The organism is Microbacterium sp., assembly GCF_032084865.1.
Classification (GTDB): domain Bacteria; phylum Actinomycetota; class Actinomycetes; order Actinomycetales; family Microbacteriaceae; genus Microbacterium.
Genome location: NZ_DAMDLU010000023.1, coordinates 1 through 26,538, shown reverse-complemented (window position 1 = coordinate 26,538; position 26,538 = coordinate 1). Strand labels below are relative to the sequence as shown.

Annotated in this window: 26 protein-coding genes; 17 read left to right on the top strand and 9 right to left on the bottom strand. The window is 68.9% G+C overall.

Translation table 11 applies throughout. The annotated features are described in order from the left end of the window. Positions 1-337, top strand: a 337-nt coding sequence (locus RT309_RS04315) for a DNA-3-methyladenine glycosylase (protein ID WP_313355663.1), incomplete at its 5' end; no start/stop codon positions are given. 218 nt (positions 338-555) lie between these two features. After that, the gene (locus RT309_RS04310; protein WP_313355661.1) at positions 556-4,386 is read left to right on the top strand and encodes a beta-galactosidase; all 3,831 of its coding nucleotides are present in this window, start codon (positions 556-558) and stop codon (positions 4,384-4,386) included. 98 nt (positions 4,387-4,484) lie between these two features. Here RT309_RS04310 and RT309_RS04305 read toward each other — a convergent pair whose 3' ends face one another. After that, positions 4,485-5,462 (bottom strand): LacI family DNA-binding transcriptional regulator, encoded by a 978-nt coding sequence (locus tag RT309_RS04305; protein WP_313355659.1) that lies wholly within the window; start codon positions 5,460-5,462, stop codon positions 4,485-4,487. A 16-nt stretch (positions 5,463-5,478) separates the two neighbouring features. Next, on the bottom strand, positions 5,479-6,687 hold the full coding sequence (locus RT309_RS04300) for a Gfo/Idh/MocA family oxidoreductase (RefSeq protein ID WP_313355657.1): 1,209 nt from the start codon (positions 6,685-6,687) through the stop codon (positions 5,479-5,481). A gap of 360 nt (positions 6,688-7,047) precedes the next feature. Here RT309_RS04300 and rpmB point away from each other — a divergent pair, with 360 nt between their 5' ends. The 6 genes from rpmB (at position 7,048) to RT309_RS04270 (ending at position 11,537) form a co-directional block, all read left to right on the top strand. After that, positions 7,048-7,284 (top strand): 50S ribosomal protein L28, encoded by a 237-nt coding sequence (gene rpmB, locus RT309_RS04295; protein WP_071645079.1) that lies wholly within the window; start codon positions 7,048-7,050, stop codon positions 7,282-7,284. Continuing rightward, positions 7,284-7,454 carry a 50S ribosomal protein L33 gene (rpmG, locus tag RT309_RS04290; RefSeq protein ID WP_046014935.1) on the top strand — a complete coding sequence of 57 codons (171 nt, stop codon included), beginning with the start codon at positions 7,284-7,286 and terminating at the stop codon, positions 7,452-7,454. The genes rpmB and rpmG overlap by 1 nt, the downstream gene beginning before the upstream one ends. A gap of 3 nt (positions 7,455-7,457) precedes the next feature. Next, positions 7,458-7,763: a 30S ribosomal protein S14 gene (rpsN, locus tag RT309_RS04285; protein WP_313355641.1), complete on the top strand. Its 306-nt coding sequence runs from the start codon at positions 7,458-7,460 to the stop codon at positions 7,761-7,763. A gap of 263 nt (positions 7,764-8,026) precedes the next feature. Continuing rightward, complete coding sequence (locus tag RT309_RS04280; protein ID WP_313355639.1) at positions 8,027-8,857, top strand: DUF559 domain-containing protein; 831 nt, start codon at positions 8,027-8,029, stop codon at positions 8,855-8,857. A 302-nt stretch (positions 8,858-9,159) separates the two neighbouring features. Continuing rightward, positions 9,160-9,447, top strand: a complete 288-nt coding sequence (locus RT309_RS04275) for an HU family DNA-binding protein (protein WP_017203554.1) — start codon at positions 9,160-9,162, stop codon at positions 9,445-9,447. A 71-nt stretch (positions 9,448-9,518) separates the two neighbouring features. After that, on the top strand, positions 9,519-11,537 hold the full coding sequence (locus RT309_RS04270) for a cytochrome c oxidase assembly protein (RefSeq protein ID WP_313355636.1): 2,019 nt from the start codon (positions 9,519-9,521) through the stop codon (positions 11,535-11,537). A 4-nt stretch (positions 11,538-11,541) separates the two neighbouring features. Here the strand turns inward: RT309_RS04270 and RT309_RS04265 are convergent, their stop codons facing one another. Beyond that, positions 11,542-12,642 (bottom strand): hypothetical protein, encoded by a 1,101-nt coding sequence (locus tag RT309_RS04265; RefSeq protein ID WP_313355634.1) that lies wholly within the window; start codon positions 12,640-12,642, stop codon positions 11,542-11,544. A 68-nt stretch (positions 12,643-12,710) separates the two neighbouring features. Between RT309_RS04265 and RT309_RS04260 the strand changes: the two genes are divergently transcribed. The 6 genes from RT309_RS04260 (at position 12,711) to RT309_RS04235 (ending at position 19,122) form a co-directional block, all read left to right on the top strand. Further along, on the top strand, positions 12,711-14,168 hold the full coding sequence (locus tag RT309_RS04260) for an AAA family ATPase (protein WP_313355633.1): 1,458 nt from the start codon (positions 12,711-12,713) through the stop codon (positions 14,166-14,168). 31 nt (positions 14,169-14,199) lie between these two features. Further along, complete coding sequence (locus RT309_RS04255; protein ID WP_313355631.1) at positions 14,200-15,486, top strand: serine hydrolase domain-containing protein; 1,287 nt, start codon at positions 14,200-14,202, stop codon at positions 15,484-15,486. 20 nt (positions 15,487-15,506) lie between these two features. After that, entirely contained in the window at positions 15,507-16,094 is a 588-nt protein-coding gene (locus tag RT309_RS04250) for a hypothetical protein (RefSeq protein WP_313355629.1), read from the top strand. Positions 16,095-16,179: 85 nt separating this feature from the next. Further along, positions 16,180-16,749, top strand: coding sequence for a copper resistance protein CopC (locus RT309_RS04245; protein WP_313355627.1), 570 nt, complete (start codon positions 16,180-16,182; stop codon positions 16,747-16,749). Between the two features lie 99 nt (positions 16,750-16,848). Then, entirely contained in the window at positions 16,849-17,865 is a 1,017-nt protein-coding gene (corA, locus tag RT309_RS04240; RefSeq protein WP_313355626.1) for a magnesium/cobalt transporter CorA, read from the top strand. 63 nt (positions 17,866-17,928) lie between these two features. Then, complete coding sequence (locus tag RT309_RS04235; protein ID WP_313355622.1) at positions 17,929-19,122, top strand: aminotransferase class I/II-fold pyridoxal phosphate-dependent enzyme; 1,194 nt, start codon at positions 17,929-17,931, stop codon at positions 19,120-19,122. A 24-nt stretch (positions 19,123-19,146) separates the two neighbouring features. Here the strand turns inward: RT309_RS04235 and RT309_RS04230 are convergent, their stop codons facing one another. Next, positions 19,147-19,614, bottom strand: a complete 468-nt coding sequence (locus tag RT309_RS04230) for a MarR family transcriptional regulator (RefSeq protein WP_313355621.1) — start codon at positions 19,612-19,614, stop codon at positions 19,147-19,149. A gap of 120 nt (positions 19,615-19,734) precedes the next feature. Between RT309_RS04230 and RT309_RS04225 the strand changes: the two genes are divergently transcribed. Both RT309_RS04225 and RT309_RS04220 read left to right on the top strand, forming a co-directional pair. Next, positions 19,735-20,094 (top strand): hypothetical protein, encoded by a 360-nt coding sequence (locus RT309_RS04225; protein WP_313355619.1) that lies wholly within the window; start codon positions 19,735-19,737, stop codon positions 20,092-20,094. After that, entirely contained in the window at positions 20,091-20,489 is a 399-nt protein-coding gene (locus RT309_RS04220; RefSeq protein ID WP_313355618.1) for a hypothetical protein, read from the top strand. Before RT309_RS04225 ends, RT309_RS04220 begins: the two co-directional genes overlap by 4 nt. Positions 20,490-20,516: 27 nt before the next feature. Here the strand turns inward: RT309_RS04220 and RT309_RS04215 are convergent, their stop codons facing one another. From RT309_RS04215 to RT309_RS04205, 3 genes are all read right to left on the bottom strand, one after another. Then, positions 20,517-20,834, bottom strand: coding sequence for a protein-L-isoaspartate carboxylmethyltransferase (locus RT309_RS04215; RefSeq protein WP_313355617.1), 318 nt, complete (start codon positions 20,832-20,834; stop codon positions 20,517-20,519). Between the two features lie 166 nt (positions 20,835-21,000). After that, positions 21,001-23,385 carry a phosphoenolpyruvate synthase gene (ppsA, locus tag RT309_RS04210; RefSeq protein WP_313355615.1) on the bottom strand — a complete coding sequence of 795 codons (2,385 nt, stop codon included), beginning with the start codon at positions 23,383-23,385 and terminating at the stop codon, positions 21,001-21,003. Positions 23,386-23,411: 26 nt separating this feature from the next. Then, positions 23,412-24,254: a pyruvate, water dikinase regulatory protein gene (locus RT309_RS04205; protein ID WP_313355614.1), complete on the bottom strand. Its 843-nt coding sequence runs from the start codon at positions 24,252-24,254 to the stop codon at positions 23,412-23,414. A gap of 131 nt (positions 24,255-24,385) precedes the next feature. Between RT309_RS04205 and RT309_RS04200 the strand changes: the two genes are divergently transcribed. Continuing rightward, complete coding sequence (locus tag RT309_RS04200; RefSeq protein ID WP_313355612.1) at positions 24,386-24,580, top strand: hypothetical protein; 195 nt, start codon at positions 24,386-24,388, stop codon at positions 24,578-24,580. A 42-nt stretch (positions 24,581-24,622) separates the two neighbouring features. On the opposite strand, the gene murQ is transcribed toward RT309_RS04200, so the two are convergent. After that, a complete protein-coding gene (gene murQ, locus RT309_RS04195; RefSeq protein WP_313355610.1) occupies positions 24,623-25,558 on the bottom strand; it encodes an N-acetylmuramic acid 6-phosphate etherase in 936 nt (311 codons plus the stop codon). After that, positions 25,548-26,447 (bottom strand): BadF/BadG/BcrA/BcrD ATPase family protein, encoded by a 900-nt coding sequence (locus tag RT309_RS04190; protein WP_313355608.1) that lies wholly within the window; start codon positions 26,445-26,447, stop codon positions 25,548-25,550. The genes murQ and RT309_RS04190 overlap by 11 nt, the downstream gene beginning before the upstream one ends. Positions 26,448-26,538 lie beyond the last annotated feature (91 nt).

Below are 26,538 nucleotides of genomic sequence, written 5' to 3'. Positions count from 1 at the left end.
CCGTCGCGGCAGCGCGACGCCGCTGTCGCGCATCGCGCTGCGCGACCTCGCACGCGGGCCTGGCCGGCTCGGGCAGGCACTCGGTCTGCGTCACGCCCTGCACGACGGCATCGACGTCGTCTCGGGCGAGGAGCAGAACGGGGCGATCGCCTGGCTGAGCTGGGGTGATCCGGTGGCCGACGTCTCGTCGGGCCCGCGCGTGGGTGTCGCGGGAACGGCCGGAACGGATGCCTTCCCCTGGCGCTTCTGGATCACCGGCGACCCGACCGTATCGCCGTTCCGGTGGGGGCGCGGCGCGCGGGAGGCGGCAGGGACTCTCGAGAGCCAGCGCGACTGAGCGACGTGATCGCGCTCTCATTGCGTCGATGCCGTCCGATGAAAGATCGACGTCTCTCGCTTGTTGACGCAAACATGTCGCGCTCCTAGTGTCGATACCACTGCGATGCCGCAGAGCGCGTCGCAGTCGACATCTACGGAGGGTGCGCGCACATGCGACGAAGCGGGGCGACCAGGATGCGGCGGCTCTGCCGCACCATATTGATAGGTTCACTGGCGATGACGATGGCAGGCAGTGCGATGGGAGCGACGGCCGCGACCAGCGCGGCGACGAGAGACGATTCGAGTGCGGCGAGCGAGCGGGCGGCCGCACCCGTCGTGTTCGCCGGCAACGACGGCAAGCCCCACGAGGTGGGCTGGGACAAGCACTCGTTCACGGTCGACGGCGAGCGGCTGAACATCTGGTCGGGTGAGTTCCACTACTGGCGGCTGCCCGCTCCTGAGCAGTGGCGCGATCTGATGCAGAAGCTCAAGGGCGCCGGCTTCAACGCGGTCTCGCTGTACTTCTTCTGGGGTCTGCACCAGTCCGAGCGCGGCGGGGAGTTCGACTTCACCGGCATCCGCGACATGGATCTGCTGCTGACGATGGCCGAGGAGGAAGGGCTCTACGTCATCGCCCGCCCCGGCCCGTACGTCAACGCCGAGATCTCGATGGGCGGCCTGCCCGCCTACATGAGCAATGTCGACACTCCGCTGCGCGGCTCCGAGGATCCGCAGGTGCTGGCCGACTCGAAGGCATGGCTGAGCGCGGTCAACGAGATCATCCGCACGCACCAGGTCACCGACGGCGGCGGATCCGTGCTGATGTACCAGGTCGAGAACGAGCTGCTCGACGACAGCCCGGCACGCAAGCGATTCCTCACCGACCTCACCGCCGGCGTCAAGGCCGACGGCATCACCGTCCCGGTGTTCCACAACGACTGGGGCATGGGTGGTCGGTTCCGCGACGTCGCGACGTACGGACTCGACTTCTACGCGTACGACAACTACCCGCTGGGCTTCAACTGCGGTGCTCAGCGCAACCGCATCGGCGAGTCCGAGACGGCATTCCGCGCGATCGCCCCCGACACGCCGCAGTTCATCACCGAGTCGCAGGGCGGCGCGTTCACCCCGTGGGGAGCCGCCTTCGACACCGAGCAGTGCTACACCTTCACCGACGAGGGCTTCACGCGTCAGTGGGGCACGCGCAACGTCGGCAACGGGGTGACGGCCTACAACTCTTACATGTCGTACGGCGGCACCAACTGGGGCTGGACGGGATCGCCCTCCTCGGGTTTCACGAGTTACGACTACGGTGCGGCGCTCGACGAGGACCGCACCATCACGCCCAAGTTCGCGGCGCAGAAGGAGATCGGCTACCACCTGCAGGCGGTGCCCGACATCGCCGCGATGCGACCACTCACCGGCCCCGTCGCCGCGGTCGAATCCGGCAGCGCCGTGCAGTCGTACCAGCGGATCGCCACGGATGAGGACGCCGTATCGGCGACGGGCGACGGCGCCACCCGCTTCCTCGGATTCCGGCTCGCCGATTCGAACGACACCACCACGACCCGCTTCACCTTCCCGCTGATCATCGGCGAGCCCGATGACGAGAGCAGCTCCGGCATCGTCACCACCGACGACCGTGACGGCGGCGTCGTCTACGCGGGCGCGTGGCAGCAGGTCGCCGACGGCGGGGCGCACGGCGGCACGCTGAGCACCTCGACCGCAACGGGCGCCACAGCCTCGTTCACCTTCAGCGGCACCTCGCTGCAGCTGGTGACCTCCACCGGCACCGACCACGGCACCGCCCGGGTCACCATCGACGGCGTCGACAAGGGCACCTTCACCTCGCACGTCGACACCGACCAGAACAAGCCCGTGCAGCAGGTCTCGTTCGAGGCGACCGGCCTCACCCCGGGGCAGCACACCATCGTGGTCGAGAACCTCGGGCAGCCGGTCGCGGGCGGCACCGGAACGGTCGTCGCGATCGACGCGTTCCGGGTGCCCGACGACTCGAAGCTGCAGTGGAACGACGACGACGACGCGATGACGTTCACCGGGGCGTGGGAGCACGCGTCGGGCAAGAGCTGGACTGCGGGCGACATCGGCGGTGACGAGACGTTCTCGCAGACGGCGGGCGACGCGTACGAGTTCACCTTCACCGGCGCGGGCTTCGAGCTGATCGGACCGTACTCGAGCAATCACGGCCCTGCCGAGGTGTACATCGACGGAGAGAAGGCCGGGCGCACGCTCGAGCAGGTCTCCTCGTCTGCGCAGCCGCAGAAGGTGCTGTTCTCGACACGCGATCTGGCCTACGGCGAGCACACCGTGAAGGTGGTCGTCACCGGCGAGAGCTTCGAGGGGTCGACAGGGACGTTCCACTCGATCGACGCGGTGAACGTCTACCGCGACGCCGACACCGGAGCCGTGATCCCCGAGGGCAAGGTCGGCTGGGAACGGGTCCCGCAGAAGCCGGGCACCGCCATCACGCTGCACGGGCGGGACGCGGTGATGCTCACCGCCGACACCCGCATCGGCGAGCACGCGCTGTACTACACGACCAGCCAGCTGTTCGGCGCTCCGCTTGATCGTCGTGGCGGGATCGTGCAGTACGCGATCGGTCACCCCGGCGACGACGGAGAGACGGTGCTGCACTACGACCGCGAGCCGAAGGTCGCCCTCCCCGACGGAGTCGAGAAGACGTGGGATGCCGAACGCGGCGAGCTGCGGCTGAACTACGTCCACGGCGACCCGGCGGACATCGTCATCGACGACGGGTCGCAGACCCTCACGCTGCGCGTGATGGATCGCGACCACGCGGCGCAGGTCTGGTTCATCGAGGGCAGCGGCAAGGGGCCTGCTGTTCACGGCGACAGCAGCCCCACGATCGCGGTCGAGGGTGCCTACCTGGCGCGCACGGTCGAGTACCGGGGCGCCAACGCTGTGCTGACCGGGTCGATGGCCGAGGCAGGAACGCTGCGCATCGACGCGCCGGACGGGATCAAGCAGGTCCGCTGGAACGGGGCCAAGGCAAAGACGCGCAAGGGCATCGCGACAGTGGACGCCGCAGGACCGAAGCCGGTGCAGACACCCGAGCTGTCCTGGGTCACGGCATCCGACGACGCCGAAGCCGAGCCCGGCTTCGACGACGCGTCCTGGACCGACGCCGACGACACGGCCGGCTCCACCCGCTGGCAGGGTCCCGGTGAGAATCAGAAGGTCGTGCTCGACTCGAACCACTATGGATTCTTCGAGGGATCGGTCTGGTACCGGGCCCACTACACGGCGGCAGCGGACGGCGGCACGCTGAAGCTCCGCGGGAACGGCGGCAGCGGGCAGCCGGGCCACGGCAAGGCGCCGGCATTCATGCAGGTGTGGGTCAACGGGGTCTACGCCGGGTCACCGCGCGCCGCGGGCGGCTGGCAGGAGCTCGTCGTTCCCGCCGGGGCGACGAAGGCGGGCGAGAAGGTCGTGGTCTCGGTGCTGGTGCACAACCTCGGTCAGAACCTCGACTGGTCGGACGACGGCCTCTCGCGGCAGAACCGCGGTCTCTACGATGCCGTGCTCACCAACGGCGACGGGGCGGTGTCCTGGAAGATCGACGGCGCCACCGCCGTCGACGCCGACCCGGTGCGCACGCTGTACAACAACGGCGGGCTGTCCGGTGAAGCCAAGGGCTGGCACCTCCCCGGATTCGACGACCGAAAGTGGGATGCCGCTGCGACGCTCGTCGCCGATGAGCCGGGTGTGCGGTGGTACCGATCCGCCTTCGAGCTCGACGTGCCCGATGGCCAGGACACGGCGTTCCGCCTGACACTGCACTCCCCGAAGTTCGACGCGGGGCGCACCGATGGCTCGCAGGCGACGATCTTCGTGAACGGCTGGAACACCGGCGTCTACATCGGCGACATCGGCCCGCAGAAGCAGTTCACGGTGCCCAGCGGGTTCCTCGACATGCACGGCGACAACGAGATCGCCATCGCGGTCGCCGCCAAGGGGAAGGGGATGGGGCCGGTGTCGGTGAGTCTCGACGCCGTGCACTCCACGACCGGCGGACTCGGCGGCTGAGGCGATCGGGTGGGAGGGCTGTCGCGCCCTCCCACCCGATGCCGGCGCCGGACCTCTCCGGCGTCGGGATCTCGGCCGGCCAGCGGGTCTGCGGGCTCTCAGCTCGCGGGGCTGCACCCGCAGGACTCGCGCACCCGCAGCTCGGTGGCGAACTCGTGGTGTCGGCGCTGGTCGCCCGTCTTGAGCAGGATGCTCACCGCGGCACTCGCCATCTCCTTCAGCGGCTGCACCGCTGTCGTCAACCGCGGCCACACGAAGTCGGCGGCGACGGTGCCGTCGAACGACGCGACGGCGATGTCGTCGGGCACGCGCACGCGGTGCTGGCCGAAGGCGGCGAGCATGCCGATCGCGATCTGGTCGGATGCCGCGAGCACCGCTCGCGGTCTGCGGGGAGCCGCCATCAGCTGCATCGCCGCGTCGTACCCGCCCTGGTGGGTGAACGGCACGTGCACGAGCGGTCCGAGCGGCAGCCCGGCGGCGGCCAGGGCATCGCGCCAGCCTCGTTCACGCTCGTCGTACCGGGCGGCGCTTCCCGCGAACCCGATGTCGCGGTAGCCGTGACCGATGAGGTGCTCGGTCGCGGCACGCGCGCCGACCGCGAAGTCGACACCCACGCTGTGCAGACCGTCGGTCTCACCGAACTGGCCGATCACCACGGTGGGGATGCCGAGCGCCTCGACCAGCGACTGCTCGCGCGCGGTCAGCACGTCGGCGATGATCAGACCGCCGATCTGACGTGAGACGAGATCGCGGATCTGCTCGGATGTCGCCACCTGCTCGCGGTCGGAGTTCACGATCAGCAGTGAGCGGGCGTTGTCGGCGCTGGCCTGATCGAGGGCGTGGCAGAGCTCGGCGAAGAACGGGCTGCGGTTGTCGTGCACGAGCAGGCCGAACATGTCGGCCGAGCCCATCGACAGCGCCCGCGCGGCGGCGTTCGGACGGTAGCCGAGCACGCGCACCGCGTCGAGCACCCGTTCCCGGGTGAGCGGCGCGACGGCCTTCGGCCCATCGTTGAGCACATAGCTGACGACGGCCGTGCTGACGCCGGCGTAGCGGGCGACATCGGCCCGGGTCACAGACCGCGGTCGGCGGTCAGCGTGCATTCGGTTGTCCCATATCGGGAATCATAAGCCGCTCGCCGCCCCGACGTGCGGACTCGTGCGCCATCACGCCAGGAAGCGTGAACCGCGCCGCCTGCCAGGCGTTCACCGGCGGCAGCGTCTGATCGGTCACCGCGCGCACGAAATCGTCGACGAGGAAGTGGTGGCTGCCCTCATGCCCGTTGGGCAGTTTCTGCAGCTCGACCGGGATCCGCGCGCGCTCCTGCTCGTGGATCGCCGCGTACCCCGACACGAACGCGTCGCGCAGCGCGGGTGCGATCCTCGACAGGGCGGGATCGTCGGCGGATGCCGAGGGGTCGGTGTCGATGAGATGCGAGATGTCCTCGAGGCCCTGGCGTGTCTGCCACACCGTGGTGCGGGCGATCTGCTCGAACGACCCTTCCGTGCCGAACCAGCGGAAGCGCGACTCCCGCAGGTGGGTGGGATAGCCCACCCTGCGGAACTCGTTGATGCGCATGGACCCACCGCCCGCGACCTCGAACAGGGCGGTGGAGTTCGAGAAGTCGTTGTCGAACTGGCTGATGCCGCGCTCGAAGACCCCGTCTCCGCGCTGGTCTGTCACGCCGATCGCCGACACCGCCACGGCGTGGGTGGGCCACGCGCCGAGCACGCCGCCGATCGAGTGCGTGGGGTACAGCAGCGGCGGGTAGCTGGCGGTGCTCTTCCACTCCGCGCCGCCCGAGTACTGGTAGGCCTCGTAGAAGCCGAGGTCCATGTCGTGGATGTAGTCGCCTTCGCCGTAGAACAGCTGACCGAACTCGCCGGAGGCGAGCTTCTGCCGGGCGTAGACGGTGGCCGGGTTGTAGTAGCTCGTCTCGCCCATCATGTAGGTGAGGCCGGTCTCGCGCACGGCGTCGATGATCGCGCCGATCTCGTCGACGGTCATCGCCATGGGAACGGCGGAGTAGACGTGCTTGCCGGCGCGCAGCGCCTCGACGACGAGCGGGCCGTGCATCCAGCGCTGGGTGAAGATCGCGATCGCGTCGATCGCGGGTGAGGCGACCATCTCGGCGAAGCTGTCGAACGTGCCGGCGAGGCCGGCGGATGTCACCAGCTCGGCCGCGCGCGAAGGCACGACGTCCGTGACGTGCACGCCAGAGATGCCGGGATGATGATGAAAGAGGGTGGCGAACTGACCTGCGAACTGGCCCGCGCCGACGAGCCCCATGGTGAACGCCATATGCCGCAGTCTCCCATTCGCCGTCAACGGGTGTCAACAACGGGAAGGGGCCTCGGAACCGTGCCCCTCAGAACGGTTCCGAGACCCCTCGGTCCCCAGTGATCTACGCGGGTAGAGTACCACGATTCGAGATGATCTGCACGCTGTTTCTGATGCGATCGCCGTGCAGCACGGCTGGGTGGCCACGCCGTGCTAGACTGACCCCTTGTCTGCGCACACTCCTGTGCGCAGTTCGTATCCCACTTCCCTCTCCTCGGTCTCGTGTTCTGTCATGGAGCATGAGTCGTGCCTGCGGGTGGGATGCAGACAAGGGATCTTGGGTGAGGCCGTCCGGCCTCACGGTAATGAAGGAGTCACAACATGGCAGCAGTGTGCCAGGTGACCGGTGCTGTTCCCGGCTTCGGTCACAACATCTCGCACTCGCACCGCCGGACGAAGCGCCGCTTCGACCCGAACGTGCAGAAGAAGACCTACTACGTGCCGTCGCTCGGTCGTAAGGTCACCCTGAACGTGTCCGCCAAGGGCATCAAGGTGATCGATGCTCGTGGTATCGAGAAGGTCGTCGCGGACCTCAAGGCGAAGGGTGTGAAGCTCTAATGGCCAAGAAGGCTCAGGACGTTCGTCCGATCATCAAGCTCCGTTCGACGGCGGGCACCGGTTACACGTACGTGACCAAGAAGAACCGTCGCAACACCCCCGACCGCCTCGTGCTCAAGAAGTACGACCCGGTGGTCCGCAAGCACGTCGAATTCCGAGAGGAGCGTTGATCCATGGCTAAGAAGAGCAAGATCGCTCGCAACGAGCAGCGCAAGGTCATCGTCGAGCGCTACGCAGAGCGTCGCGCCGAGCTGAAGAAGACGCTCGTCGACCCGAACGCCACCGATGAGGCCCGCGAGGCCGCCCGCATCGGCCTGCAGAAGCTCCCGCGCAACGCGTCGCCCGTGCGCGTGCGCTCGCGTGACGCCATCGACGGCCGCCCCCGTGGCATGCTCACGAAGTTCGGCATCTCGCGTGTCCGCTTCCGTGACATGGCCCACCGTGGCGAGCTGCCCGGCATCACCAAGTCGAGCTGGTAAGCACCAGTCGCAGAAGGGGCGAGGATCTTCGGATCCTCGCCCCTTTCGCATCCCCGCCCGGAGTGCACGCATCTCCCCTTCGGGCCACCTGCCGAAACACAGGACTTCACCTGATTCGCAGGATGCATTCCTGCATCCGCTCCTGAGTTTCGCGAGGGATCCTGCATCCCGGATGCCCTGCACATTCCTGAGTTTCGAGGCTCTATCCCCATCTGCCGGGTGCGGCCCCGGCTTGAAACCCCGCGCCGGCGGAAGCTCTTCGGATGGACCTGTTCGAAGAGCTGCGTCGGCGCGGCGGGATCACCCGAACGCGTACTCTGCGTGACGCCGGCGTGTCGGAGCACACCATCCGCCGGGCGAAAGCGGAGGGCGCCGTCATCAAGCCGCGCAATGGCTGGGTCGCGCTGCCGGATGCCGACTGGTTCGCGTTGGCGGTGGTGCGTCGGGGTCTCGTGATCAGCTGCGTCAGTCTCGCGGAGCGTCGGGGGCTCTGGGTTCCCGAGCGGCATCAACGGCACGTCGTGGCGTCGCCGCACTCGTCCCGGTTCTCGGTGCCCGAGCATGCCGTCGTCCACTGGGCACAGCCGGTGATACCTCGGGAACCGGATGCCGTGGAAGACGATCTGCGCAACGCACTGGTGCTCGTCGCGCGCTGCCAGCCGCTGGAGACCGCGTTGGTCATCTGGGAATCGGCGCTGAACAAGGACCTCATCGACCGGGCATCCATGGCCAGACTCGACCTTCCCGCTGCCGCCCGCGAAGTGCTCGACAGGGCTCGTCCCTTTGCCGATTCCGGCCTCGAGACGATCATCATTCACCGGCTGCAGTGGCTGCGGCTGCCGATGCTCGCTCAGGCTTGGCTGTACGGGCACCGCGTCGATCTGCTGATCGGGAAGCGCCTGGTCATTCAGTTGGACGGCGCCACGCATACGGGCCCGCAGCGAACGAGCGACATCGCCCATGACGCGCTGCTCGCGCTCCACGGCTTCCACGCGCTGCGATTCAGCTACGAGCAGGTGATGGATCAATGGGAGCAGGTGCAGGCGGTGATCACCGAGGCCGTCGCCCAGGGTCTGCATCTCGCCGATCGATGACCGCGTGAATATCAGGAGTGCACGCGAAACGCAGGAGCGGGGCGGGCATCCGCTCCTGCATTCCGGGAGAACTCCTGCATTTCGCGCGCGGAGCCGCCGGCCCCGCCCAGCGCCCGCACCGACCGAATCTGTGACTGAAGTGACCAAAGTGACCCGACTTGCCGGGAAATCGCGCCAAAACCCGCGAAATGACGCGGATTCCTGTGCTGTGGTTGGTACATTCGAGGCGGTCGAACGACCGACGGGGGTCTCTCCCTCGAAATCAACACGATGCGACGGACCGTCGTCGCTGGAGGAGTGACATGGCTGACAAGTCCATCACCAAGACCGAGCTCGTCGCGAGCATCGCTTCCGCCACCGGCCAGAGCCAGGCCACCGTCTCCGGTGTCCTCGACTCGCTGTTCGCCACGGTCTCCGACGCCGTCGCCAAGGGCAGCAAGGTCTCCATCCCGGGCTGGATCTCGTTCGAGCAGGTCGACACGGCCGCCCGCACGGGCCGCAACCCGCAGACCGGCGCCGAGATCAAGATCCCGGCCGGCAAGCGCGTCAAGGTCACCGCTGGCTCCAAGCTGAAGGCAGCCGTCAAGTAAGACCGCTCGCCGTACGCGAAGGCCGTCCCTCCGGGGGCGGCCTTCCGTCGTATCGGTCGTAGGCTGGAGAAGTGAATCCGTACCGTCTCGCTGGCCTGGCGATCCTCGTCGTCAGCGGGGTCGCGGGCCTCATCGCCGCCCTGATCGTCGGTGGCGGTGCGGTGCCCCCGAAGCTGCTCGACCCCGGCCCCATCGTCATGTGGGGTCTGCCGGCCGTGAAACTCGGCGCCAACCTCGGCGCCGCCGCGATGTTCGGCTCGCTCGTGCTGGCGCTGTTCGGCCTGCGCGCGGGGACCCGGCCGTTCGAGCTCGCGGTCGACACGGCATCCGTGGGCGCCGCCGTCTTCACCATCGGGTCGGGAGCCACCGCCTTCCTCACCTTCATGGCGGCGTTCAACCCCAAGCTCAGCGCCGACCGCGGCTTCGGCGAGCAGTTCGGCCGCTACCTGCTCGAACTGCCGCTCGGCCAGGCGTGGCTGATCACCACGCTGATGGGTGCCGTGATCACGCTGCTGCTGTTCGGCTGGCGCAGCTGGACGGGCATCATGCTCACCGCCGTGCTGGCTGCGGCGTCGTTCCTGCCGATGGCCACGCAGGGCCACTCGGGCGACGTGGCCGGACACACCGTCGCCGTCAACGCGATCCTGATGCACACGATCGGGGCCGCCGTATGGGTCGGCGGTGTGCTGCTGCTGGTCATCCTGCGCCACCTCGACGCCAAGGCGGGCAGGGCCGGCAGGGCGGGCAAGGCGAAGAACGCGAAGCCGGATGCCCGGATCGACCTGCCCGTGCTCGTCGCACGCTACTCGTCGCTGGCGATCGCCGCGTTCGTGGTCGTCGCGTTCTCGGGAGTCGCACGCACCGTGGTGGCGCTGGGGGAGTGGAGTGAGCTGCTCTCGCCCTACGGCCTCATCGTCATCGGAAAGGCGGTCGCCCTCCTCGGCCTCGGACTGTTCGGGGCGTGGTACCGCCGCCGGCTCATCCCGCATCTCGAGGGCGCCCGCGAGAAGCGCGCGTTCTGGTCGCTGATCCTCGGCGAGCTCGCGCTGATGGGCATCGCCTCGGGTGCCGCCGCCGCGCTCGCCCGCACGCCCCCGCCGCTCGGCGAACAGGCGCCCGCCGTGCAGACCTCGGCCGAGCGCCTCACCCGCTCGCCACTGCCGCCCGAGCTGACCATCGGCCGCTGGTTCACCTCGTTCGACCTCGACGTGCTGTGGATCGCGGCCGTCGGCTTCGGGGTCTTCCTCTACATCGCGGGAATCGTCCGGCTGCGCCGCCGGGGGGATGCCTGGCCGCCGCACCGCACGATCTTCTGGATGGGCGGCCTGGCGCTGCTGCTGTGGGTCACCAGCGGTCCGATCAACGAGTACCAGGACTACCTGTTCAGCGTGCACATGCTCGGCCACATGCTGCTCGGCATGGGCATCCCGGTGCTGCTGGTGATGGGGGCACCGGTGACGCTCGCGCTGCGCGCCATCCGCAAGCGCGACGACGGCACCCGCGGCGGACGCGAGTGGATCATGTGGGCCGTGCACTCGCCGTACTCGCGCTTCATCACGCACCCGTTCGTCGCCGCCGCCATCTTCGTGCTGTCGTTGTGGGCGTTCTACTTCACCGATCTGGTGCGCTGGGCGATGTACGACCACCTCGGGCACGAGTGGATGATCATCCACTTCCTCATCTCGGGCTACCTGTTCGTGCTGACGCTGATCGGCGTCGATCCGATCCCGTACCGCCTGCCGTACGCGGGCCGCCTGATCACGCTGATCGCGGTGATGGCCATGCACGCGTTCTTCGGCATGGCCATCATGATGCAGGAGGGCCTGTTCGTCGCCGACTGGTTCGGGTCGATGGGCCGCACGTGGGGACCGACTCCGATGGAGGACCAGTACATCGGCGGCGGCATCGCGTGGTCGGTGGGCGAGATCCCGACGCTGATCCTGGCGGTGACGCTCGCGATCCAGTGGTCGAGATCGGATGCCAAGGTGCAGCGTCGACGTGATCGGCACGCCGACCGCACCGGGGATGCCGAGCTGGAGGAGTACAACGCGCGCCTGGCGAGAATGGCCGAGCGCGACCGGGTGGGCTGAGCCGTCAGTCCTCGAGGGTCGGCTGGTCGCCGTCGGGCGAGCCGACCCGGATCGACACCGATCCGTCCGGGAGGACGGTCGCGGTGCCGTTCACCTGGAACGGCACGTCCTGCGACACCTTGCGCACGGTGCCGTCGAAGAGCGACTGGATCCTCACCTCGATGTGCGCCATGGCGTCGGTGGGCGGCAGCGCCCACCCGCCGCCGTCGGGCACGAGGCTGACGACTGGCTGCGCGATGATCGACCACTCCGGCACGGTGTCGGGGGCGAGCCGGTTGTGCAGCTGCAGACCGAACGGGCAGCGGGTGGGCTGCAGCACCTCCTGCGTCGCGCAGTCGGTGAGGAACTGCTCGACCTGCTGCTGCACGACCTCGATGAACTTCTCGGTGGGCTGAGCCTGCACGTCCACCGGTGTGCGGGCGAGCGCCGTGTCGGCGAGCACGCTCACACCGGGGGTCGACGAGATGGCGGTGTCGACGGTCACCGAGTACCTGCCGGGGGTGAACACCAGCAGATGAAGGGGGTCGAGGGGCGCCGCGCCCGCGCCGTCCACAGAGACCTGACGCCGGTCGATCGCGAATCCGTTCACGGCGAAGACGTCGGCGCCGCGCACGGTGAGCTCGATCTCGGCCAGCGGGCTGGCCGTGAAGCGCCAGTTCGGGGTGACTCCCACCCAGCCGTCCTGTGCGACGGTGAAGGTCGACGTGCCGCGCACCCCGCCGGCGCGGTAGTCGACGACGATCTGGTGAACGCCGTCCTTCGCGCCCTTCTCGGTGACCGTCACGTCGGTGAGCGGGGCGAGGGCGGCCCGCCGCAGCAGCGCCTCGGAGGCGGACGCGTCGATCCCGGCATCCTGCAGCACGGCGAGGTCGAGCGAGACGCCGGGCAGCTGCAGCGCCTTCGCGGCGCTACCGCTCGAGAGCAGGTCGACGTATCGCTGCACGAAGGCGGAAGGGCTGTAGAACGACTGGTACAGCGACATCCCGCCGGCGGCGAGGGCGGCGAGCAGCAGCACGCCGATGACGGCCAGCAGGGTGAGGTCGGATCGCAGGCTGGAGCGTCTGCGCGGGCGCGCTCGCCCCGGTGATACCCGCCCCTGCATCATGGCGCAAGTCTAAGGAGTCGGCGCTGGGACGGAGCCGAACGCACACGGCGAAGACTTAACATAGGGGCGTGTCCGTCGCCCTCTCCGAAGAACAGCACGCCCTGTTCCGACTCATCGAGGACACCGACGAGCACGTCTTCATCACCGGTCGCGCCGGTACGGGAAAGTCGACCCTCCTGCAGCACTTCGCCTGGAACACGAAGAAGCAGATCGCGATCTGCGCGCCCACCGGCGTCGCCGCGCTGAACGTGGAGGGGCAGACGATCCACTCGCTGTTTCGGCTGCCGATCGGCCTCATCGCCGAGAGCGAGATCGAGCAGTCGGATGCGACCCGGCGCATCCTCAACGCGATCGAGACGCTCGTCATCGACGAGATCTCGATGGTGAACGCCGATCTGATGGATGCCATCGACCGCTCTCTCCGGCAGGCACGAGGCAAGAGAGGCATCCCGTTCGGCGGGGTGCAGATCGTCATGTTCGGCGACCCGTACCAGCTCGCGCCGGTGCCGCCTCGCGGCGACGAGCTGCGCTACATCCAGGATCACTACCGCTCGTTCTGGTTCTTCGACGCCAAGGTGTGGACCGGCGGGCAGGACGAAGGGGCGATGCTGGACATCGGCACCTACGGCGCGACGCTGCACGTGCACGAGCTGGTGCACATCCACCGCCAGTCCGACGACGGGTTCAAGGCGATGCTCAACGCCGTGCGGTACGGACGCGTCACCGCCGACATCGCCGGGGTGCTGAACGAGAAGGGCGCACGCACACCCCCCGAACCCGAGCCGGGGGAGGTGCCGATCATCACGCTCGCGACGCGCAACGACATCGTGAACAACATCAACCGGCGCCATCTCGCCGCACTCCCCGGCCGCGAGCAGACCGCGCACGCCGAGGTCTCGGGCGACTTCGGCCGCGGTGAGGCGAACTACCCCGCCGACGCCGAGCTGAAGCTCAAAGTGGGCGCACAGGTGATGTTCCTGCGCAACGACATCGCGATGCAGGGCGAGCCCCCGCGCTGGGTGAACGGGTCGATCGGCACGGTCACGCGCATCCTCGGCGACACCGTTCGCGTCGATGTCGACGGCGACGAGTTCGATGTCGAGCCGGCGGTGTGGGAGAGATTCCGCTACGCCTACAACCCGGGCACGAAGACCCTCACCCGCGAGGTCGCCGCGGAGTTCACCCAGTTCCCGCTGCGCCTGGCCTGGGCGGTCACCATCCACAAGTCGCAGGGGAAGACCTACGATCGCGCGGTCGTCGATCTCGGATCGGGCGCCTTCGCGCCCGGGCAGACGTATGTCGCGCTGTCGCGACTCACGTCGCTCGACGGACTGTACCTCTCGCGCCCGCTGCGGCCGAGAGACATCCGCGTCGACGAGGACGTGCGCCGATTCATGCGCGAGGCGTGGGAAGCCCGCCAGTCCGAGAAGGCCGAGAAGGCCGAGAAGGCCACGAGCGCCGACGCTGATCGGAAGACGCAGGAGCCGGATGCCGTCACGGGCGGCCTCTCAGCCTCATCGCCCTAGACTCGGAGAGTCCATCCCGGGGGAGTGTCCTATGCATCTTCGTTCGTCGCGCCGTGTGCGTGCAGCCGTGGGCGGCGCGCTCGCACTGGCTCTCGCACTGACCGGCTGCACCGCGTCGGATACCGAGTTCAGCTACACGCCCCCGAAGCAGGTCGACGCGAAGCTGCCCGACGACGTGACCGGGCAGCTGCAGGCGGCCGTCGAGCAGGCGATCATCGCGAGCGGCTCGTCGGGCGCGATCGTCGGCGTCTGGGTGCCCTGGAGCGGCCAGTGGGTCACGGGCCTCGGCACGCAGGGTCCGGATGGTGCTGAGGTCACCGCCGACATGTCGTTCCGCGTCGCGGACGTGACGCGGCTGATGACCTGCGATGTGCTCTACGGCATGGTCGACGACGGCACGGTCGAGCTCGACGCTCCCGTGCCCAAGTACGTCTCCGGCGTCGCCGACCTCTCCGACATCACCCTGCTCGACCTGTGCAACGGCACGAGCGGCGTCGGCTCCTCGGAGGGCGTGGTCAAGCCGTACTGGCTGAACACGCCGGCGCGCGAGTGGGCCCCCATGCAGCTGGCGAGCTTCGGCCTGGGCACCGGCCGCACGCCCGCGCACACCGAGTACCGCGAGTCGGATGCCGGGTACCTCATGCTCGGCATGGCGCTGGAGCGCATCTCCGGCCGCAGCGCGTCCGAGCTGATCGCGAAGTACGTCACGGGGCCGCTCGAGCTGCCGTCCACCTCACTTCCGCCGCGCGAGTCGGCAGCGCCCGCACCGGCGCCCGCGCTCAAGGGCACGTACCTGCCCGCAGCCGAAGGCGGCGGCTACGACTGCGCCGCACCCGTCGACATCACCGAGAGCTCCTCGAGCATCGGCTTCACCGACTCGGGCGTCGTGTCGACCATCACCGACCTCGGCCGCTACGCCCAGGCCGAGGCCCGCCAGGCGCTGCGCGAGAAGAATGCGGAGCCGGCGCGCTTCGGCGCTCCCCTCCCCGCCGGCGCCGATGCGCCGAGCTGGTACCAGGCGACGGGCGGCGGCTACCTCGTGGGATCGATGATCGGACAGCACGGCTGGGTGCCCGGCTACGCGACGGCGGCCTACTCCGACCCGGCCACCGGCTTTACCGTGGCGGTCACGCTCAACGGCTCGTCCGCCGGCGGCTCGATGGCCGCGTACCTCGCCTGGGAGCTCGCGGCGATCGCGTCGAAGGCCACGGCGGCCGAGGGGCAGACCGCTCCCGAGTTCGGCCTGCCGTTCACGGCCGAGCAGTACGCGCAGAGCATCGCCGATGCGGCCATCTGCGCGCCACCGGCAGCGGAGTGACTCCGTGAAAGGATGGGAAGGTGCGCTCGTCTGGTAGGTCTCGGCTCCTCCGGGGCTTCGCGGGCGCCTCGGTCTCGACCTTCGTCGCCCTCGCCTCGCACGTCGGGGTCGGCGGTCAGATGCCCGGGATGCTCGGCATCGCCGTACCGTGGCTGCTGTCGTTCATGGTGTGCACGCTGCTCTCGGGCATCCGCCTCTCGGCCATCCGGCTGACGTTCTCGGTGATGGTGTCGCAGGCGCTGTTCCACGTGCTGTTCGTGCTCGGTGCGATCACGCCGCGCGGGGGGATCGCACCGCACGTCCACGGGCCGCTCACGCTCCCGGCCGGGAGCGCCGTGCTCGTCCCCGAGGACGCGGGGATGTGGGTCGCGCACGGCGTGGCCGCCATGATCACCGTGATCGCCCTGCATCGCGGAGAGCGCCTGATCCAGACGCTGATCGCTCTGGCATCCGCCGTCGTCCGCTGGCTGACCCGCGCCGTCGCCATCGCGCCGGCCCTTCCCGCCATCCCCACCCGGCCGCGCTGGGTGGCGCTCACGGCACCGCGACGCACCGACCAGCAGCTGAGCCCGCTGCGCCGACGCGGCCCGCCTCTTCGCGTCGTCTGATCCATCGCCGCCGACAGGCTGCGCCGGGCGCTCGCGCGCCTTTCCAGATGACTCGCCGCTTCGCGGCATCCAGAAAGAGGTCTCCATGTTCCGCATCCGCACCACCATCGCCGCGCTCGCCGTGGCTGCCGTCGCCACGCTCGCCGTCGCCGCACCCGCGTCGGCTCACGACACGATCGTCTCGAGCACGCCGGCGGCCGATTCGCAGCTCACCACCGCGCCGACCGAGGTCATGCTCACTTTCTCCAACGCCCTGCTCTCGCTCGACGAGAACAGCGGCACCGCCCTGACCGTCGTCGACGAGTCCGGCAAGGACTGGGTCGCCGGGTCGCCGACGGTCGCCGCCGACACGGTCACGGTTCCGCTGGCCGAGGGGATGCCTGGTGGGGCCTACACGGTCACCTGGCAGGTCGTCTCGAGCGACGGCCACCCGACGTCGGGGGAGTACGCGTTCTCGCTGACCGCGTCCGAGGCCTCCGCGACTCCCACCCCGACCGAGACGGATGCGGCAGAGCCGACCGAGCAGCCCTCCGATGCCGCGCAGCCGGACGAGCAGTCCGATTCGACGCCCTGGCCGCTGCTGATCGGGCTCGGCGTCGTGCTGCTCGCCGGAATCGTCACGGCCATCGTGATCGCCGCGCGCCGCAAGCGCTGACATCATCTGGTCGAACGGGCCCCGCCGTGCCACGGCGGGGCCCTTTCGCGGTGATACGTTCGGCGACAGCGCGAATTCGGCGCGTTCGGGAGGCAGGGCATGGCGATCGTCGACAACGGCATCTACGTGGACGGCGCGCGCACGGCGAACCCCCGCAGCATCGACGAGACGTTCGAACTGATGCGCGAGCGCGGCGGCATGGGCTGGATCGGCCTGTATCGGCCTGATGCCGCGGAGCTGCAGGCGGTGGCCGCTGAGTTCAGGCTGCACGCACTCGCCGTCGAAGACGCCCTGCGCGGGCATCAGCGACCCAAGCTCGAGCACTACGAGGACCATCTCTTCGTCGTGCTGCGACCGGCCCGCTACCTCGACGTCGAGGAGGAGGTGGAGTTCGGCGAGGTGCACGTGTTCGTCGGGCGCGACTTCGTCGTCACCGTGCGCCACGCCGAGGAGCCCGACCTGGGGCATGTGCGTCGCCGCCTCGAGGCCGACCGTGAGCTGCTCGCCCAGGGCCCGGAGGCCGTGCTGTACGCGATCCTCGACGAGGTGGTCGACAGGTACGCGCCGGTTCTCGCCGGACTCGAGAACGACATCGACGAGATCGAGAACCAGCTGTTCGTCGACGACGTCGACGCGACGCAGCGCATCTACGAGCTCTCGCGCGAGGTGCTCGAGTTCCAGCGCGCCGCGCAGCCGCTGACCGACATCGTCGGCGGGCTGCTGCGCGAGGGTGAGGGGCGGGGAGCGGATGCCGAGCTGCAGCGTCGCCTGAGGGACGTGCACGACCACGCCATCCGGGTCGCCGACCGGGCGGCCACCTTCCGCGCGGTGCTCGAGAACGCGCTGACCGTCGAGTCGACGATCGTCGCACGCCGGCAGAACGAGGCGATGCGGCGGATGACCGAGGAGAGCATGCGCCAGGGAGAGCAGATGAAGCGGATCTCGGCATGGGCGGCCATCCTGTTCGCGCCGACCCTGATCGGGTCGATCTACGGGATGAACTTCGACGACATGCCCGAGCTGAACTGGCCGTACGGGTATCCGCTCTCCATCGCGGCGATGGTCGCGCTCGGCGGCGGCCTCTACCTCGCCTTCAAGCGGAAGGGCTGGCTGTAGCGGCATGTGACGCTGCGCGGCGCGGGCGGCCACGGATGCCGGGGAGCACACCAGAATGGATGCATGAGCCTCGCCGACCTCGCCCCGCACCCGTACGACGCGATCACCGCAGCCGACCTGCGGCGGGCCGGCAGCGTGAAGTGGACGCGCTTCCCCGACACGATCGGCACGTTCGTCGCCGAGATGGACTTCGGCGTGGCTCCGGCGATCTCGGACGCCGTCGCCGAGGCGCTGCGCACCGGGCTCACGGGCTACCTGCCCCTGCCGATCGCCCACGCGCTGCAGCAGGCGGTGGCGGACTGGCACGCCGACCGGTACGGCTGGACCGTGCCGAGCGGCGACGTGCGGCTGATCGCCGACGTGATCGTCGCTTACGAGTTCGCGATCACCACGTACACGAAGCCGGACGCCGCGGTCATCGTCCCGACGCCGGCTTACATGCCGTTCCTCGACGTGCCGCTGCGGCACGGACGGCGCGTGATCGAGGTGCCCAGTCGAGAGGTCGACGGGCGCTGGACGATGGACCTCGAGGCGGTGGCGGCCGCGTTCGCCGAGGGCGGCGAGCTGCTCGTGCTCTGCAACCCGCACAACCCGCTGGGAACGGTCGCGACTCGAGAAGAGCTGCTGGCGATCGCGCAGACGGTGTCGGATGCCGGCGGCCGGGTCTTCTCCGACGAGATCCACGCTCCGCTGGTGTACGCGCCAGCCCGGCACATCCCGTACGCGTCGGTGTCGGATGCCGCGGCCGCGCACACGCTGACCGCGACCTCGGCGTCGAAGGCGTGGAACCTCGCCGGTTTCAAGTGCGCGCAGCTGGTGCTGTCGAACGACGAGACCCGCGCTGCGTGGGATGCCGACGGGGGCTGGGCCGGTCACGGCACCGCGACGATCGGCGTGATCGCTCAGCTCGCGGCCTACACCGGCGGCGCTGAGTGGCTGGCCGAGGTCACCGAGTACCTCGACGGCAACCGGCGGCTGCTCGCGGAGCTGGTGGCCGAGCACCTGCCCGGAGTGCGGGTCACCGTGCCGGAGGGCACGTACATCGCTCTGCTCGACTTCCGCGGCACGCAGCTGTCGGCCGAACTCGGTGCGGATGCCGACCTCGGCACCTGGTTCCGCGAGAACGCCGGCGTGTCGATGACCGACGGCGCGCTGTGCGGTCGGGCCGCGATCGGGTGCACGCGGTTCGTGTTCGCCACTCCGCGACCGATCATCCGCGAGGCCGTGCTGCGGATCTCGAGGGCGCTCACGGCATGACCGTCAGCCTCCGATAGGACGGCTTCAGCGAGGGGCGGGGTGGCCGGTGTCGTCCATGGCGCCGGTGAGCCTGTCGAGGAAGCGGACGACGGCCGCGTGCTCGACGTCTGTGAGATCGGCCGCGATCTGGCGGATGGCCTGCTGGAAGGCCATGACGGGAGCGCCGACGGTCTGCTCGGCGAACGGAGTGGCGGTGATGACGAGGCTTCGCCGGTCAGAGGGGTGCCGCACCCGCTCGATGGCGCCGGCTCGCTCGAGCCGGTCGAGCAGAGCCGTCATCGATGCCGACGTCACGCCCAGGTGCTTCGAAAGAGTGGTCGGGGTGACCCTGTCGTCGGAGCGGGCCGCGTTCAGCAGGAACTGGATGATCCTGATCTCGTTGTCGGACATCGACGACGAATCGCGAGCGCGAGCATGCATCGCATCGTCCGCCTCCTGATATCGCCGAAGGGCGTCGATGATCTTGTTCGCGGTATCCACCTCAACGGTCATGGCCACCTCCTTGCCTCCGATCATAGCCCAACATGAAGTGTGGCCAATATGTAGTTTGACAAACTACTTTTGATCTGAGTAAGTTTCCTTACATCGGATCCCCCGACCTGAGGAGTTGAAATGGGCACGCTGCACTACGGAGCCACCGGCGAAGCGATCGAGATGCCGGACCGGATCCTCGCTCACCTGAAGGTTCTCGTGTCGACCAAACTGCGTCGCAATGAGAGCTTCTCGCTTTCGTGGGATCGCCTCGTCGACGGAGCCGTCGAGCGATCCACCATCTGGCTGCACTGCTCGATCCCCATGCAGTTCAAGATGGACGCGGAGGCCGCCAAGCATCTCGACCGCGGTTACCTGCAGCAGCTCGCCGACCAGGCGAACTCGTCGGCCGGTGTGGTCATCGATCTCAGCGACCAGGTCGCCGAGCGCGAGATCTCCGAGCTCGACATCCGCACTCCTGCACTGGCGCGTGTCGCATGACCATCGCAGAGCACCCCGCAGGCCGTCTGTACACACCCGGGGCGGCGGTCTCCGCGGACCGCGTCGCCCCGCCCGTCACGATCGTGCCGCGCGCGGTGACGTGGAGCAAGGTCGACACCGGCTTCTACGTCGCCTCGAAGGCGGGCGAGTACGTCGGTTCGGTCGACACGACTCCCGACGGTCACTTCGTGGCTTTCGATGCGACCAGCGCGCCCATCGGGCGCTACGCCGACCTGCCCGGCGCGAAGGCGGCTGTGCTGTCGTGGAAGCCCGAGCGTGCGCGCATGCGTGATCGCCGGCTGGGCCGGATCGTGCACCCGATCGCGGTATCGGCGGGCCTGGTGGCCGGCGTGACAGCCGCGTTCGGTGCGCTGCTCGCCACCTTCCCCGCCTGACGCACGTCCGCTGTCAGCGCGCTGAGGTCAGTGCGCGAGAAGCACCGCGTCGGTCTTCTCCTGCAGGAAAGAGCGCAGGTCCGCCAGAGCGGCGACATCCTCCGCCAGCTGGCGCAGCCCCTCTTGATCGAGGTCGAGCGTCTCATTGCGCCCCTCGAACGTGACCACCCAGGTCGGCAGTCCCCGACGGATCTCGGGGTGCAGGAACGTGATCGTGCTGGCGGAGCGCAGCGTGACGACCACGATCCCCGAGTTCGGACCGGCCTCGAAGTTCTTGTCGAGCACAGCGATGCCCAGCGAGTCCTCGCTGTGCGCCTGGGTGTACTCGTTGACCCAGCTCTCCACTGCAGTTCGGTCGCGGTATGGCATTCAGGCACCTGCATTCGTTCGATGAGCGCAGACGCGCTCCCTCCGAACTTACTCGACCCCGCTGGGCCAGAGGCTGAAGGCCACCCGGCGGTACACGATGCGCATCCCTGTTTCGCTTCGTGTCACGGGTCGAGCCGCGGAGTCACGCTGTCGCGGGTTCCCGTCGCGCCAGTCGCAGCCACGTCTCGATGACCGTGTCCGGATTCAGCGAGATCGATTCGATGCCCTGCTCCACCAGCCACTCCGCGAGCTCGGGGTGGTCGCTCGGCCCCTGGCCGCAGATGCCGACGTACTTGCCGTGTCGACGGCACGCCTCGATCGCCATCGACAGCAGTTTGAGCACGGCGGGATCGCGCTCGTCGAAGGTGTCGGCGACGAGTGCGCTGTCGCGGTCGAGGCCGAGCGTCAGCTGGGTCATGTCGTTCGAGCCGATCGAGAAGCCGTCGAAGTGCTCGAGGTACTCGTCGGCGAGCAGCGCATTGGTCGGCACCTCGCACATCATCACGACCTTGAGGTCGTTCTCTCCGCGGCGCAGTCCGTTCTCGGCGAGCAGCTCGACGACGGCCTGACCCTCGGCGACGGTGCGCACGAACGGCACCATCACCTGCACGTTGGTGAAGCCCATCTGGTCGCGCACGAACGTCAGCGCCTCGCACTCCATCTCGAAGCACTCGCGGAAGTCGGGTGAGATGTACCGGGAGGCGCCGCGGTACCCGATCATCGGGTTCTCCTCGTGCGGCTCGTAGCGCTCGCCGCCGAGGAGGTTCGCGTACTCGTTCGACTTGAAGTCGCTCATCCGCACGATCACGGGTTCGGGGGCGAAAGCGGCGGCGAGCATCGAGACACCCTCCGCGACTCGCTGCACGAAGTACTCGCGCGGTGACGGGTAGGCGGCGATCCGGGCATCCACCTGCCGTCGCAGGTTGTCGGGCAGAGTGTCGTGCTCGAGCAGGGCGCGGGGGTGGATGCCGATCTGCCGGTTGATGATGAACTCCAGCCGTGCGAGGCCGACACCGCGGTGCGGCAGGCGGGAGAACGAGAACGCCTGATCGGGCGTGCCGACGTTCATCATGATCTTGACGGGCGGCTCCGGCATGCTCTCGAGCGCCGTCTCCTCTTCGGCGAAGGCCAGGATGCCCTCGTAGACGACACCGGTGTCTCCCTCGGCGCACGAGACGGTGACGGCCTGGCGGTCGGTCAGCACGCGGGTCGCGTGACCGGTGCCGACGACGGCGGGGATGCCGAGCTCGCGGGCGATGATCGCGGCGTGGCAGGTGCGGCCGCCGCGGTTGGTGACGATGGCGGACGCGCGCTTCATGATCGGCTCCCAGTCGGGATCGGTCATGTCTGCCACGAGCACGTCGCCGGTCTGGAACTCGCTCATCTGCGTGGCATCCCGCAGCACCCGCACCGGACCCGCGCCGATGCGCTGCCCGATCGCGCGACCCTCGACGGCGATCGGGCCCTTCTCCTGCAGTCGGAAGCGGCGCATGACGGTGGACGACGCCCGTGACACGACCGTCTCGGGGCGGGCCTGCAGGATGTACAGCCGGCCGTCGACGCCGTCCTTGCCCCACTCGATGTCCATCGGGCGGCCGTAGTGCGCCTCGATCACGAGCGCGTGCTCGGCGAGTTCGGTGAGCTCGGCGTCGGTGATCGAGAACAGTGGGCGGTGCTCGGGCGGCACGTCGACGAACGCGGTGCTGGCGCCCGCCTCCCTGCTGTCGGTGTAGCGCATGGCGATGGCCTTCTCGCCGACCGAGCGCTTCAGGATCGCGGGGCGGCCGGCGCGCAGCGCCGTCTTCGACACGTAGAACTCGTCGGGGTTCACGGCGCCCTGCACGACGGCCTCGCCGAGCCCGTACGAACTGGTGACGAACACGGCGTCGTCGAACCCCGACTCGGTGTCGACCGTGAACATCACGCCCGACGCGCCGAGGTCCGAGCGCACCATGCGCTGCACGCCCGCCGAGAGGGCGACCTCGTCGTGGTCGAAGCCGTGGTGCACGCGGTAGGCGATCGCCCGGTCGTTGTACAGCGAGGCGTACACGCTGCGGATCGCGGTCAGCACGTTCTCGATCCCGCCGATGTTGAGGAAGGTCTCCTGCTGACCGGCGAACGAGGCATCCGGAAGATCCTCTGCCGTCGCAGACGAGCGGACCGCCCAGGTGACGCCGTCGGGATCGGCATCGTTCGCCACGAGCTGGTCGTAGGCGTCGCGGATGTCGCGCTCGAGATCGTCGGGCAGCGGGTGCTCGACGATCCACCCCCGGATCTGCGTGCCGACGAGCGCGAGACGGGTGACGTCGTCGGTGTCGAGCCCGGCGATCGCATCGCGGATGCGCTCGCGCAGCCCGTCGTGGGCGAGGAAGCGCCGGTAGGCATCCGCTGTCGTCGCGAAGCCGCCCGGCACCCGCACGCCGAGCTCGGCGAGGTGGGAGATCATCTCCCCGAGCGAGGCGTTCTTGCCGCCGACCTGCGGCAGGTCGGTCATTCCGATCTGATCGAACCAGAGGATGTCGGTCACGAGAAGCTCTTTCGTCTGAGGGGTGGTCAGCGGCGAAGGCCGAGGGTGTGCAGGATCACTGCGGACATCTCCTCGACGCTCTTGGTCGAGGAGTTGAGGAACGGGATGCCGTTGCGGGCGTAGAGCCTCTCGGCGCGGCGCAGCTCGGTGGTGCACTGCGCGAGGCTGGAGTAGCGCGAGTCGGGGCGACGCTCGTGCCGCACCTGGCTGAGGCGCAGCGGCGTGGTGGTGAGGCCGAAACAGCGGGCGGCGTACGACCTGACCAGCGGCGGGAGCTCGTCGGTGGGGAAGTCGTCGTCGGTGAGCGGATAGTTCGCGACCAGCAGGCCGTACTGCAGGGCGAGGTACATCGTCGTCGGCGTCTTGCCGCAGCGACTCGGTGCGACGATGATCACGTCGGCCAGGTCGAGCGCGCGACTGCTCTGGCCGTCGTCGTGCTCGATCGCATACTCGACGGCGCGCATGCGGGCGAAGTACTCGGTCGCGTCTCCGAGGGTGTGGAACTGGCCGAGCTGCTCGGATGGCGGGGTGCCGAGGGCCTCGGCGAGCTCGCTGAGATGGCCGCTGAGCAGGTCGACGTGAGTCGCGGGCACGTCGGTGAGCACGGTGCGCACAGCGGGGTTCTTCGCCGTGGTGAACACGAGCGGCTCGAGACCGTTCGCGGCATCCCGCGCGATCTGGCCGGCGACCGTCGTGGCGGTGTCGACGGAGTCGACGAACGGCACCGTGTGCTTGACGAAGACCATGCCGGGGAAGTTCGCCAGCAGGGCGTTGCCGAGCGTCTCGGCCGTGATGCCGGTGCTGTCCGACACGAAGTAGGCGGCGCGCACCATGCGCGTCGTCGTGTCTGCGGCGGTCGTCTCGGCCATGAGGCGACTCTATGCGGAGGAAAGAGTGAATCTTCAGTGATTCTGTTGCTAAAGATTCCGGGAATTTGACCTTTGGCACAAGAGTGCCGGCCACCCTCGGCTTCGGCCGGTGTCCTCGCTAGAGTGCGGACATGAGCGAGCACAGCGCGGAAGACCTGAGCGGCCTCGACGAGGCGCTCATCGAGCGGCTGCACAACGGCACCGCGACTCGAGCCGACGAGATCGCGAAGCTTCAGCATCTGCGACGTCTCGCGCTGGAGCGCGACGACGTGGATCGCATCGAAGAGCTCGACATGCGACTGAGCGTGCTGCGCGTCGGCGAGTGACGCGTCTCGGCCGGTCGCCCGGCTGATTGCTCAGCCGGTTGCTCAGCTGAGCGCGGCGATGGCGTCGCGAAGGATGCCGCCGGTGCGCTGCAGTGCGTCGGCCGCAGTCTCGGCCGACGCCTCCGTCGCGAGCATGAGCAGTGCCAGCTTGACCGAGCCGTCGGCCGCGTCGAGTGCCGCCACGGCCTCGTCGACGTCGACGCCGGCGAGCTGGGAGACCGTGCGGATCGAGCGGGCGCGCAGCTTCTCGTTGGTCGCGAGCAGGTCGACCATGACACCTCGGTAGGTCTTGCCGAGTTTGATCATCGCGAGGGTGCTGAGCATGTTGACCACGAGCTTCTGCGCCGTGCCTGCCTTCAGGCGGGTGGAACCCGAGACGAACTCCGGGCCCGTGACGACCTCGATCGCGATCTCTGCCGCCGCGCCGATCGCCGAACCGGCGTTCGACGCGATCGCGACGGTGAGCGCCCCCAGGTTCCGTGCGAAGGTGAGGCCGCCGACGACGTAGGGTGTGCGACCGGATGCCGAGATGCCGACGACCGTGTCGTCGGCCGTGAGCCCGAGCTGGCGCAGCAACGCCTCCGCGGCCCGATCGTCGTCTTCGGCGTTCTCCACAGCCGAGCGGATGGCCGTCTCGCCTCCCGCGATCAGTCCGACGACCATCGACGGGTCGGTGCCGAAGGTGGGCGGACATTCGCTGGCGTCGAGCACGCCGATGCGCCCCGCGGTGCCCGCGCCGATGTAGATGAGTCGTCCGCCTCGTCGGAAGCGATCGACGATGCCGTCGACGGCTGCGGTGATCTCGGCGGTCTTCGCGGCGACCGCCTCGGGCACCAGACGATCCTCGGCGTTCATCCTGCGCACCAGCTCTTCGGTGCCGAGCGTGTCGAGGTCGCCGCGTTCGGGCGTCGAGGCCTCGGTGTCGAGGCTCGAGAGCACCCCGAGTAGGGCGGCGAGGGAGCTGTCGTCAGTCGGCACGGTGCACGAACCTTTCGTGGGGGAGGTCGCGGCGGTTCATCATGAGCTGAGCGCCGGTCAGGGCATCCCCGACGGTCGGTGCGACGCGTCGCCCGCTGTTCGAGAGGGAGTCTTCGAGTCTCGCGCGGAACCAGAGGTGCTCGGTGAGCCCGCCGTGCAGCGCCACCTCGCGCGCCGACGCGGAGGCGGAGAGGGCTGATGCCGTGAGCAGCCGGACGGCTTCGGTCGCGATCTCGAGGGCGACGGAGTCACCGTGCTCGGCGCAGTCGAGCACCAGCGGTGCCAGGGTGCCGAGCGCTCGCGCGAGCGGCTGCTGGGCGAGAGTCCACGACAGCGGATCCGAAGCAGGGGAGATGTGCGCGGCGACGGCTTGTTCCAGGGTGGTCGCCGGGCCGAGTCCTGCGGCGGCGCGCTGCACCGCGCGGACCGCTTCGCGCCCGAGCCACGATCCGCTGCCGAAGTCGCCGATATCGGGGCCCCACCCGTCCACGAGGCGGATGCCGTCGGCATCCACACCGAGGGCGACGGCGCCCGTCCCCGCGATCAGCAGCACGCCCGGATCGCCGCCGAGCGCCCCGATGTGCGCCGTGACGACGTCTGATGCGACGGCGACCTGCCCTCCGGTCTCTGCGGCGAGCGTCCCGGCCAGCTCGAGCGCGGCGTTGCGAGCCGTCCACGCGCCGGCTGCCCCGACGCCCAGGGCGCGCGGCATCGGCCCGGGTTCGAGCAGTGCGAGGATCGCGGCAGCGGCGGACTGGACTCCGCCCGGGGCTGCGAGGCCCGGGGTTCCGTCACCGGTGCGAGTGATCGGTCCTGACGGATCGCTCATGAGAAGACGGCATCGGGTCTTGCCCAGGTCGATCGCTGCGATCGCGTCCGCCGTGCTCATCTTTCCCCTCGGCCCGTGGCTCATTCAGAAAGACTCTACAGATGGAGGGGCTGACGGGAATCGAACCCGCGCTGTCTGCTTGGGAAGCAGA